Source organism: Winogradskya consettensis (assembly GCF_018332715.1).
Taxonomy (GTDB): Bacteria; Actinomycetota; Actinomycetes; order Mycobacteriales; family Micromonosporaceae; genus Actinoplanes; species Actinoplanes consettensis.
In genome coordinates this window covers 229,053-240,586 of the sequence record NZ_BOQP01000007.1, presented here as the reverse complement: position 1 = coordinate 240,586, position 11,534 = coordinate 229,053, and the positions used below count along the sequence as shown (strand labels likewise).

The window sequence follows — 11,534 nt, the reverse complement described above, 5'->3', positions numbered from 1 at the left end:
CGTCCGGCAGCTCGGCGCGCATCCCGACCTGACCGTCGAGGAACGCGGGACCGTCGTCGAGCCGGACGGCGTTGAGGACGTGACCGGGGCGCCCCGGGACGGCGACGATGCCACGCTCCCAGGAGGGTGCCCCGGCCAGTGCCCGGCGCACGTCGCCGGCGGTGGCGCGTACGAAGCGGAATGATCCCGATGAGTCGTTGGCGTAGTTGACGAGGTCGGTGAGCGAGAGCGGTTCCGAGGGCGGCACCTGGAACCTCTCGGTGCCCCGGGTCCGCAGGCTCATGTCGGTGCCGATGGCGGTGAGCACGCAGTTGGTCAGGAAGTCACCGCCGATACCGCGCCACGGGTTGACGGTGCTGAGGAACTCGAGACCGGACCCGGAGCCACTCCGGTAGGTGATCTTCTCGTGAGTGGGGCCGGCGTAGGTGTTCCACCGCTCCTGCTGCAGGTCGCGGTGTGGTCCCGCGAGTAGCAGCTCGATGTCACCGGCTTTAGGCAGGCCGACCCGGGCGTCCGGGGCGCCGCCCGCGGAGAGCAGCACCGGGCGTGCGGCCAGGTCGGTGCCGATCGCGACGTACTGCTTCTTGTCGAGCAGGACGGGAGTTACCGCCCCCGCTTCGAGTTCCATGAGCTTCTGCCCGCCGGCCCGCGAGAAACCCGTGACACGGCCGTTCAGGATCCGGTTGAACAGGCTCTGCCGGTCGAGCGGAACGTGGGCGCCGGTCGGCAGCTCGGATCGCATGCCGTCGAACACCTGCCGTACCGTTCGCAGCGCGTGGAACTCACGTCGTTCGCGGAGACTGTGCAGGAGCGCCTCCTCGCCCCGGTCGACGGTCAGATCCAGCGGGCGGGCCACCTCCGGGTCCGCGGTGGCGTGTGCCGGGTCAGCGCCGAGACCGATGCTGCCGGCCGAAGCCGCCAGTGCAAGCACCTGACGCTCGTCCACCCCCGCGGACTCGCCGGGTGCTGCCGGGCCGCGCAGCCGGACCGGGACGGCGAGGGCGCCACGGTGCCAGCTGCGATGCGGGCCGCGCTGGGCGACGGGCTTCGCCGGGACGCCCAGAGCCGACAGCACCGACGCCGGCAGCTCGATGATCCGTTCCGTCGGCACCTTCTCTTTTTCTGTCGTGTCCATCCCGATGGTGAACCACCGGTAGGTGACCGTCCGGACCCGCTGCCGCAGCCCCGGGGCGGAGAGCACGAAGCCCACGATCGCTTCCCACGCGGCAGCCCGCTCGGCGGTGGGAAGTGCTTCCACCAGTGGCTCGACGGCCAGCAGGTGAAGATTGCCGTCGCGGTTCGCCAGGTCCCGGATCAGATACGTGACGGCGCGCCGGAGTGCCGCGCGGGTGACCTCCGGATCGTGAGCCGACGTCTTCTCCTCGTGGTCGCGGTCCACCTTCGGCGTGAGCGCGGGTTGCCAGGAGCTTTCGCCACCCATCAGGATGTCTTCCCCGGTGATCTTCGGGATGGTATCGGTGTCGGCGTAACCGATGGCATGGATCAGCGACCGGAGATTGTCGGGACCGCTCCGCTCCCAGATGGAACGGGTGCGCATCCTGCTGTTGGCGGTGTACTCCTGCCATTGCGGTTCTTCCGCGTCGGCGGTCCGGTGCTCGTACGGGGCCAGTTCGGCGTACGGGAGGGCATAGTTCGCCTTCAGCATGTCGATGAGTTCCCTGGCGACCGGATGCCCCCGGGCGAACATCATCGACGAGTTGTTGATGAAGTCCGTCCTCGGTTGATGCTCGACGGCGAATCCGTGCGTGTGGAACTTGTCGACGATCGATGAGACGTTCAGAAGCTGGTTGTCCGCGTCGAGGCCGATGCCACCGAAGCGGTACAGGATCTCCGGGAGCGAGATGTCCTTCGCCTCGGCGTACCCGGCTCCGGTCCCCTTGGACAGCGCCAGCTGGAATTCGGCGCTGAGGTGCAGCGGCGAGCCCGCATTGAAGATCTCGTGCACGTTTACCAGGCGGATCTGGTGCTCCGCGGCCCATTGCCGCATACCCGCGATCCCGGGGTCGTCCGATCTGAACTGCTCCCGCGTCAGATTGGTCCAGAGCACCGGGATCAGCCCGGCGTTGCGTGCCGTCTCGACGGTCTTCTGAATGTATGCCCGGATCCGCAGCGCCTTCGGACGGGTGCCGTCCAGCGCACTGCCGTACCAGATGGTGTGCACGATCTTCGGCAGCTCGGCGTTCGCCAGATCCACCGGTTGCGCTGCTGTCCGCGACGGATGCTCACCGGCCCAGCGCACGGAAGGCGCCTGCCAGATCTCCGATTTCTGCCACTCGGTGCTGTGCTCCGCGGCATCGGTTCCGGTGAGGTCGATCCGGTCGAACAAGGCGGCAAGGTCGGCGGTAGGTAGCCCGTTCTGGTCGAGATCGGCGAGGAACGGGGGCGCGGCCGGCAGATCTCGCAGTCCGAACGGGTCGCTGCCGAACAGGGCCTCCTTACCGGGGTCCTGGACTGCTGTCCCCGGCGGGCGGCTGGTGTCGTGCCGCTGCCGGGCGTCGCGCCACAGCTCGGCCAGCCGGGCCCAGCCCGCCGGCGACCAACCGGTTCCTGATCCGTTCCCCGGTGTCGCAGGCGGTGTCTCCGGGTCGGGTGGTTCCGTGTCGGTGATGTCGGGATAGTCCCGGGCCAAATCGTCAAGGGATTCCAGGATCATGCCGATATCGGGAGCACCCTCGATGAATTCCCGGAATTCCAGCACGGCGTGCGGCGGCCGGGACGGATCGCTCACGGAGGTTTCCAGCTCCGTCAGATGTGCCCGGATCCCCAACGCCTGATTCTGGTCGATCAGCCGCTCCGCATCCCGGTGGAAGGCGCTCTCCAAGAACTCGCCGAGCGTGAAGGTGTGGATGCCTCCGGACTTCGCCGGCGTAGGGACGAGGATCTCCATCGAACTGCGTTCCATCTCGTCGCCGACACTGTTGAAGTAGGTCGTCATGAGTTCCTTACGCAGGAAGCTCCAGTTCTGATCGACCCACGAGCGAACGTCGCCGGGAAGCCCGTCGCGGATGGCGTGCATCGCGGTACGGCTGGCGACCGCCGTGAAATTGATTGCCGGTCCGGCGGTGTCGTCCCGGGCGAGGGCGGAGAACTGCAGATAGGTCAGTGCCATGAAGCCTGCCAGTGAAGCGGTGGCCTCATCATCGTCGTACATGGCCGCTATCGCGTTTCCGAACTTCACGGCCTTGGGAAGCTGACTGTCCCGGTGGCGTCTCGCGAGATCGGGATCCCAGCCCTTTTTTCCGGGGTCGACCTGCACGGCGGGGTCTTCGAGCACCGTGAGGATCTTGTCGACCGGCACGCTGACGGTGAAGTAGGAGCGAAACGTACCCTCCGGCAGCGACGATGTCTGATCCCCGATCCGGATGGAGGCTCCGGCGGGCGTGACCGTGAACCGCGTACCAGCCAAGGCCTGGGTGATTGTCAGGCCCCGGCTGTTCCGCAACGCTTCCACCGCTTGACGTGCGTCCATCGCCGCGTCCTGCGAGGACACCCGGTCGTCCGTCACCACACCCGCCTCGACCGCGGGGCGCGTCACCACCTCGAAGATCGGTTGATTCCCCAGGAACCCCGGCACGATCCGGGCATGTGGACTGGTGGCGAGATCACCGAAGTTCTCGAGCACGCCGCGTGTCACCCAGGACGGCATGTGGAGCCGCGTCGGCGTCTCGATGGTGAGACCGGCCGCGCCGGCTTTCCGCGCGGCCAGACTCCGCGCGGCGCGGCCGGGACCGGCCACGGTGACCTGATTTGTCAGTGCGAGGAAGTGGACGGTGGTTCCCGGGTCGAGGGTGACGCGTTTGTTGCGCTGACCGTCGATGAGAGCGGGCCCGTCGTCGAGGCGTACGGCGTTGAGGACGTGATCGGGTTCGCCAGGAACGACGACGAAGCCTCGCTCCCACGGCGGAGCCTGCTCCAGAGCGTCGATGACACCGCGGGCGGTGGTGGTGACGAACCGGGCCGGCAGGCGGGGTCCGGGCGCGTTTCTGACCGGGTCGTCGGCGTAGTTGACGAGAAAGTCGAGGGTGAGCGGTTCCGACGGTGGCACCTGGAAGGACTGGACGCCCCGCGTCTCCAGGCTCATGTCGGTGCCGATGGCGGCGAGCACACAGTTGGTGAGGAAGTCACCGCCGATGTCGTGCCAGGGGTTCACGTCCCGGAGGAACTCGAGGCCGGGCCCGGGATCCTCGTGGTGTGTGATCGCGTCGTTGCTCGCGCCGGCGACGGGGAACACCCGTACCCCGGGGAAGAACGAGCCGAGCAGGTGGGAGCTGCGGCCGGGTAGATCGGCGCCCAGCGTGGAGATCCAGGTGGGCACCCGCCCGGCCGCGGCGAGGGCGTCACGCGTGGTGGTCAGCATCGCTTCCCACAGTTGCTCGTGCAGAGCTTTGGGCACCGTACGCAGCACAGGCCGCACAACCGCGAGACTCAGGCCGCCACCACGACGCTCGAGCTCGTGCAGCAGGGTCACCACCGCCGCCCGTACACGTCCCGGGTCGAGCGAGACGTCCTCGGCCGTGACCTGGGCGAAACCGTCGTTCCAGCTTCCCGCGGACTCCGTGACGATCACCTCGCCGGCCACGATGCCGATCGGTCCCGCGATGTTCGCGAGCCTGGTGTAGAGCTTCACCGACGGCCCGGTGCGGTGCACCACCTCGGTGTCGCGGGCGTAGGTCCGTTCGCCGTACAGCTCGCCGTCGGGGCGCCTGGCCTCGCCGCGGTTCAGTAGTTCGTCGGAGGCCTCCCACATCGTCGGATAGGCGTGCTTGAGGAGCTGGGCGTAGCCCAAGCCGTACCGATGCCGCACCAGAGTGAGGTAGTGCCCGAGCGTCGGCGAACCCGCGGCCGCGATCATCGCGCTGTTGTTGAACCTGCCGCCCGACTGCGACAGCGCGAACCCGTCGTCCCGGCCGGCCGTTGATGCCACGGCCTCCTCGACCGCACCTATCCGGTTGTCGCCGTCGCTGTAGACCCCGCCGAAACGATGCAGAATCTCCAGCCGGGCCATGTCACTGGCCATTGCGTACGCCGAACCGACCCCCTTGGCGATCTCGGTCTGCGTCTGCGTCTGCATACCCATCGGCGACTCGGAGTTGAAGGCCTCCCACAGGTTGACGATCGCGATGTTGTGCTGCCTCGCCCAGTCGCGCATCTCGGCGAGCTGCCCGGCCCGTGGCGACCTCGCTCCGGTGCCCGTGTCGAGCGCCGCGAACTCCGCGCGGGACGCATCCGTCCAGAGCACCACCTGGTATCCGGGATTAGCGGCGGCCGCTTCGGCGAGGTTCGTCCGGATCGTCGACCGGAAGTTGCGGGCGCCGTCGTCGTACAGCGGGCTGCCGAACCAGATGCTGTGGAGCAGACGCGGGATCTCCCGGGTGCCATCCGAGACCACTCGCTCCGGCTCGCGCGGGAGCCGTTCGACGTCGGGACCCCCGGCCGACGCCAGATCCAGCGTACGGAACAACGCGCCTAACTGGTCCGGCCGCAGCTCGTCGATCAGACTGCCGCCGGAGTCCGACCTCAGATGCCCCGGCAGCGGTAACGGCGCTCGCACGCGGAAGGGGTCCAGCCCGAGATCGGCCCGCGCGGGGACCGGGCCGCCGAGCGTCTCGTACATGCGCTGGTCTTCCGCATTAGGCACCCGGCCGTGGACTTTCGCCGCGAAGATCTCGGCGACAACATCGCGCGGCCTTGCGACCCGTGGCGACCCGGCAGGGAACACGCCCGTACCGAGCTCCGCATAAATGCGCGGACTGGCCCGGCGATGCAGGTGACGGCCGAACTCCTCGACGACCGCGACGTCCCCGGGCACCGTCAGATCCGGGATGTCGAACCCCGCGGCCTCCACCTCGCGGATCGCGGACCGGACGAGCTCGAGGCGTACATCACGTCCCTGATCGGACGGATCGTGCTCGACCGTGACGATGCCGCCCCGGGTCTGGACCATGGTGGTTCGGAGGCCGCCGGCCTGGTCGACCGCGCGGACAGCCTGCGCGCGAACCTCCTCCAGCGCCGCCTCGACGTGGTGCTGAAGGAGGTCCATGCGCGCCCCGCGGACGGACCCGCTGCCATCCCCCTGTTTGCGGGCACGCCAGTCGGTGATCGTGGTCAGGACCGCACGCAGATGCGTCTCATCCGGGCTGTCCCGATGCACCGTGGACCACTGGCTCAGCGCCCTGTCGACAGCGCTCAGACCACGGGAGCGCCTGCGGCCCGGCACCGCAGAGTCGCCGATCCAGGTGGCCGCGAACTGCACCAGAGCATCACGTGCTGTCGCGGGTCTGGCGGTCACCGGGACGGCGGGAGTCTCCGCCTGCAGGGGCGCCGACGGGCCGGCCTGGGGCACCACGATCTGCCTGATCTTCGATAGCCAGGAACGGCTCGCCGGGGGTGCCGGCACCTGGTCCCGTCGTTCTGCGCCCGCGCGGCGGTCCCCGGACAGCGTGGTGACCGGTTGCGTCTCCGCAACGGGAATGCCGGCGCTGAGAGGCAGGAAGACGATTTCGGCGACCGTCCCGGGGCGGCGGGCGAGCGTGCCGTGCTGGCCGTCCAGGAAGTTCACGCCGTGCTCGTCGTGCACCACGTTGAAGGAGTGCGACGTCGTGGAATCGTCGCCGCGGAGCAGGACGATGCCGCGTGAGCCGCGGGGTGCGGCCCGCATGACGTCGCGTACGGCGGTCAGGCTGTCGAACGTGTGGACGCTGCTACGGCCGAGTGTCTGTTCCTGGTAGTTGGCGAGGTCGCTTTCGGGCAGGCCGCGGGGGTCGGCGGGACCGATCGGGATGTCCACGCCGCCGGCCTGGTGGCCGACGCCCTCGGTGAGGGCCATGTCCGTGGCAATCGTCGTGATCACACAGTTGAGGGCGAACGCATCCTCGGCACGGAACGGGTTGACGCTGTTCAGCCACGGGTACGCCTTGACCGCCTCCTCGCCGGTGACGTCCGACGGGGCTTCGGCGGGGGTCAGCGCGCGGTAGTGATTGCGGCCGACCCGCCGTACGTGCAGCCGGGGCCTGCCGAGCGTCGCGTCGATCGTGCCGCCGGCGGCGCTGTTGTCGACGCGGATGTCGACGCCCAGCATCGCCGCGACGACCAGGGGGATGTCGTCGCCCAGCACGCTGTTCCAGGAGCCTTCCGTGCGCAGCGTGTCCCGCAGGATCGCGACCGGGTCCTCGTCCGCGAGCAGCCGGAACGCCAGGTCGCGGTCCGCGTCGGACAGCCCGAGGTCGGTCTGGTCGATCAGCTCCGGGTGTTCCAGGATCAGACCGGGGTTGTCGGCGAGCTGCTCCGTCCGCTCCAGGGCCTGCCGCATGTTGCGCAGCACTTCGTCATGGTTGTCCTGCAGATACGCGCCCGTGAAGTCGGGCGGGAGGTTCAGTGCGGCGGGGTTGGCACCGTGCAGGACCTGGGCGAGCAACGACCACCGCTCCGGCGTCACCAGCAGCTGGCCCGGGTCCAGGTTGGCCGCCGCGGTCTCCCGCAGCTCCCGAGCCAGCGCCCGGTCATGGTTCACACCGGGCGGCAGGACCGGAGCCCAGGCGGGCAGGGTGACGTTCTGCTCGCGGGCACTGAGCAGCACCGCGTGGAAGAAGCAGTCGCCGTCGTCGGGGACGTCCTGCTCCCACATGCCGCGGGGATCAAGGACCGGTGGCTCGGCTGGGCGGTCCGCCGACGGCTCCTTTGCCGGTACGGCCACCTGTCGCGGATTCTTGGCAAGCTGCGGGGTGCCGACGGCGGTCCCTGGAGGCGCCTCGGTGGAGGTCACGATGGAACCGGCCGCCGCTGTCCGAGGCGAGTCGACAATCCCGTGGGAAGTGCCGGGTTGGGTGGACCCGGTGGACCCGGTGGACTCGACGGGAGCGGTGGGGGCTGTAGAGGCAGCGGCTTGTGGTGTGGTGGCGGGCCCGGTCGGTGTTCGGCCGGTGCCGGGCTGGCCGGGCTGGCCGGGCTGGTTGGACTGGCCGGGCTGGTTGGCTTGGCTGGACTGACCGGGCTGGCTGGACTGACTGGTTTGGCTGGGCTGACTGGACGATGTGGGGGCGTCGGTGGATGTCGTCACGGAACCGAAGTTCGACGCCGACGGGGCGGTGGGGCGGCCTGCTGTGCCGACGCCGCTTCCGGCAGTCGTGGGACTACCGGCGCCCGTGGGAGGTGCGCCGCTCGACGATCCGGTCGTTGGCGCTGAGCCCGCGGAGGGAGTGGACGACGGCATGCCCGCCGAGGGCGCTGTGGATGCGACGTTGGTGCTTGCACCCCGAGGGACGTTGCCCGCAGCGTTGGGTGTGCCTCCGGGGGTGGTGCCTTGCGGCCCGGTGGGAGTGCTTGTGCTGTTCGTGGTGGTAGGGCTGCCGGATGCCGCCGAACCACCGGTAGCAGCCGCCGGTGTGGCGGACGGTGCGGAGCCATTGCTGAAGCCCTCGAGCCCGGAACTGACCGGTGCGTCGTTACGGAGGCCCTCCGCATCTCCCGTACCGCCGGTCGGCGCGCCGCCGGTGGCCTCACCACCGCTGCCGCTGCCGTTGGTGCTGCTGGGGGCGCCGGTCCCGTCGACCGACCCGCCCTTACCGCCGCCGGTCGAACTGGTGCCGTTGCCCGCGCTTCCGTTGCCCGCGCTGGTGCTGGGGTTGCTGCGGTCCGGGGAGCTGCCTCCACCAGCGCCGGCGGTAGCTGCAGGGCCAACCGGCGCCGCAGGGCCACCGCCGTTGGAGCCACCGGCTGTGCCGCCGGATCCGGTCGTGCCGCCGGATCCGGTCGTGCCGCGGGGGGTGGCCGTGTTTCCGGTGCCACCGGCGGGCGGGACTGTGGTCCCGCCCGCCGGTGGGGTGGCGGTTCCGTCGCCGGCCGGGGATGTCGGCTCGGCGATGAACGCCTCGTGGTCGAAGTCTGCGGCGGTGGGGCGGCCCTGGCTGTCGCGGGGGTTGCCGCCCATGGCCTGGCCGATGTCGTGGGCGCCCTGGGTCAGGCCGCTGGTGATGAAGCTCGAGGAGGCTGTTGCCCACGGGGTGATGCCGTCGGTGCCGCCTCCCATGGCTGCGGCGGCGGCGTACTCGACCGGGAGTTCGCCGATGGTGCCGGAGGCGCCGTGGCCGAGGGCGCTGTTCGCGGCTCTTGGGGAGGCCTTGTGGATGGCTTTGTGGGCGGCCGAGCTGGCGCCGCCGGCGATCCCGCCGACGATGATGTCCACGCCGACGCTTGAACCGTTGATGTCATGGCGGTTGCCCTCGAAGACCTGGATGCTCTGGGCGGCGAGGTTCTCCGCACCTTCCTCGGCGCCCTCTTCGACGATCTCCTTGACGCCCTTGACGATCCAGTTCGCCGAGCCCTCTTTGCGTACGCCGCGCGTGCCCGCGCCCTCGACCGCTTTCGGCACGTGCCGGCCTGTCTCGGTGATGCGGCGGGCGCGGAAGGCTTTGACGATGGCCCGGACGACGGCGCCGCCGATCTGGATCTCGCCGGGTACGAGGTACGGGAAGCCTGAGGCCAGGGCCATGAAGACGTCGATGACCGTGGAGATCATCGCGATGATGATCGTGTACTTGGTCTGCTCGGTGTCGAGGGCGAAGTTGCCGACGTCGACCGACATCTGCTGCGCCGCGACGGCGACGTCAGGGAGTCCGTCGGTGATCCGGCCGGCCGAGTCCTGGAAACCCTCGGCGGTGCTGCCGAACCAGTTGTTCAGGGCGCCTGCGCCGAGGCCGGACACGTTGCTGCCGGCGGAGATGAAGTCGCCCACGAACTGGATGAGCTCGTCCCGCATCGCGCGCAGCTCGACCTCGTCGGCCTTCGGGAACTGTTCACCCGAGACGGCGAGGATCGCCGTGTAGACCCACCGGTAGTTCGGGTCGTCGGGAATCGTCAGGCCTGGCACCGTACGTCTCCTGGGTCAGCCGGCCGGGGGCAGCTCTGCCGCCGGTTGTGAAACCTCGGCGGCGGACGCGGCGTGACCCTCCAACGGGACGAAAGCCGCGGCCAGGGCGGCACTCGACTGCTCGGCGTGCTCGTTCGCCGCGGCGAAGACCTTGCCCGTGGTACGCAGCCCGTCGCCGTGGTAGACGAGGTCCGAGCGCACCGATCCGGCGCTGTCCGCGATCATGGTCAGGACCTGGCGGTAGTGCTGGTCGACCTGTGCGCCGATGTCGTCGTCGCCCCACGCGCCCTGATAGCGGGCCAGCATCGTCTGGGCCCGATGCTCCAACTGCTGGAACACCTCAGCGGCCGAGTGGTACGGCTGCGCCATCCCGATCAGCGCCTCGGGGTCGACGGACAGCACCCGGTCCGGCATGTCAGGCCTTCCGTTCGAGGTGTTCGCGGACGACCGTCGGCAGGCGGGGACCGTCGGCGGGCATCAGCTGGTCGGCGCCGATCCGGCCGGAGACGAGGTCCCGGGCGTTCATGCCCTCGGGCAGCACCGGGGCGATGACCGTCGCGGCCTCGTCGCGGGCCTTGTCCCGGGCTTCGCGCACCGTGGCCATCACGAGGTCGGAGAGCTCCTGGGGCGCGAGCCGGCGGTAGCCGCTGCCGGTGAACCGGATGTCGGTCACGCCCTCGGTGTGACTGGCCGTCACCGACACCTCGTGGCGGGGGGACACCGCGGTCGCCGAGATCTCCCGCATCTGCCGGTGCAGGTCGGTGAGCTTGCTGCGTTGCTGCTGGTACTCCTCGAACAGGTTCTCGAGGAGGCGGTCCTGTCCGGTGCTCATGGGGTCACCGTGCTTTCCGTAGCAGGCGTGCGGATCAGCGGGCCACGCTACGACGCCCCACTTGATTCTTTCTTACTTCTTTGCGGACTCGCGCGATCAAGACGCCGTCAAGAGCAAATGAAGTGCGTTCCCGGAGGATGGCGAACTGCTGCAACGAGTCGAGGAGGACGTTTATGGCTGCCAATTCGGTCAGCACCACAACGCCGGGCATGCACGCTGCGGCGACCAAGCTGGACGGAACCGTCGAGTCTTACATCAACCAGCTCCGCACCGTGAACCAGGAGATGGCGGCGCTGCAGACATCCTGGACGGGCGATGCTTCGACCAGGTTCAACACGGCGATGGACTCGTGGGAGGCGGGCTTCCAGCGGGTCATCAACGCGCTGATCGGGCTCTCCGAGTCGATGGGCGTCAACGTCAAGCTCTACACCCAGCAGGAAGAGGAAGCCAGCCAGATCGCCGGAGACTTCGGCGGGGGTCTGGACCTTTCCTAGCACCCGGCCCGCTCTGTCGAAAGGAACGATCCGATGTCGTACACGTTCAATTTCGCGGTTGCCCAGCAGACGCTTCACGAGATGCTGACCATCAACACGAATATCACCGGTGAACTGTCCGAGCTGGAAACCTACTGCAATGCCCAGCTGGCCGAATGGACCGGTGATGCCCAGGTGGAGTACCAGGCCGCCAAGACCGAATGGAACAGCGCCGCACAGCAGATGGCGCAGGCATTCACGAACGCGCAGACGGCGCTGACGAACATCACCGAGGGTTATATCAACGCCGAGTCGATCGCTCGCGGCGTCTGGCAGAAGTAGC

At 69.0% G+C, this 11,534-nt stretch carries 5 protein-coding genes; 2 read left to right on the top strand and 3 right to left on the bottom strand.

What is annotated here, in order from left to right; all coding sequences use genetic code 11:
- From Aco04nite_RS08560 to Aco04nite_RS08550, 3 genes are all read right to left on the bottom strand, one after another.
- A partial coding sequence (locus Aco04nite_RS08560) for a toxin glutamine deamidase domain-containing protein (RefSeq protein WP_244875824.1) occupies positions 1-9,886 on the bottom strand: 9,886 nt, incomplete at its 3' end.
- Between the two features lie 15 nt (positions 9,887-9,901).
- A complete protein-coding gene (locus Aco04nite_RS08555; protein WP_212996644.1) occupies positions 9,902-10,300 on the bottom strand; it encodes a hypothetical protein in 399 nt (132 codons plus the stop codon).
- Between the two features lies 1 nt (position 10,301).
- Complete coding sequence (locus Aco04nite_RS08550; protein ID WP_212996643.1) at positions 10,302-10,718, bottom strand: YbaB/EbfC family nucleoid-associated protein; 417 nt, start codon at positions 10,716-10,718, stop codon at positions 10,302-10,304.
- Positions 10,719-10,891: 173 nt separating this feature from the next.
- Here Aco04nite_RS08550 and Aco04nite_RS08545 point away from each other — a divergent pair, with 173 nt between their 5' ends.
- On the top strand, positions 10,892-11,212 hold the full coding sequence (locus Aco04nite_RS08545) for a WXG100 family type VII secretion target (protein ID WP_212996642.1): 321 nt from the start codon (positions 10,892-10,894) through the stop codon (positions 11,210-11,212).
- Between the two features lie 33 nt (positions 11,213-11,245).
- Positions 11,246-11,533 carry a WXG100 family type VII secretion target gene (locus Aco04nite_RS08540; RefSeq protein ID WP_212996641.1) on the top strand — a complete coding sequence of 96 codons (288 nt, stop codon included), beginning with the start codon at positions 11,246-11,248 and terminating at the stop codon, positions 11,531-11,533.
- Position 11,534 lies beyond the last annotated feature (1 nt).